This is a genomic window from Pseudomonas sp. CGJS7, assembly GCF_036961695.1.
Genome location: NZ_JBAMDI010000335.1, coordinates 1 through 419 on the forward strand (window position 1 = coordinate 1; position 419 = coordinate 419).

General features: G+C 68.7%; 1 protein-coding gene. It reads right to left on the minus strand.

All coding sequences use genetic code 11. The features are described from left to right. Positions 1-419: Ig-like domain-containing protein (locus V7787_RS52965; protein WP_336095473.1), on the minus strand; the 419-nt coding region annotated here is incomplete at both ends.

The window sequence follows — 419 nt, forward strand, 5'->3', positions numbered from 1 at the left end:
CGGCAGTGCCCAGTTCGGTGCCGTCGGCAGCCACGATGCGCACGGTGCTGCCCGGTTCGGCGCGGCCGGTGATAACGCTGCCGTCCGCGCTGACCGCCAGTTCGGTTGGGGCGGCAGGGGCGGTGATGTCGGGCGCGGTGATTTGTGCGGGCAGCGAGGAAACGCCGCCGTCATCAATGGCCACCACGTCCAGCAGTTCGCCGTTGGCCTGTGGCGGGTCGAGGGTGACGGTGAAGCTGCCGTCGGGGCCCGCCACCACACTGCCAATCAGCGTGCCGTTGGCGTCATGCACTTCCACACGGGTGCCGGCAGGTGCGGTACCGCTGATGCTGCTGCCGTCTTCGGCGAATACCAGGTCGCTGGGGCTGGCAGGCGCAGTGGTGACCGGGACTTCGAATTGCAGTGCCGAGGAAGCGTTG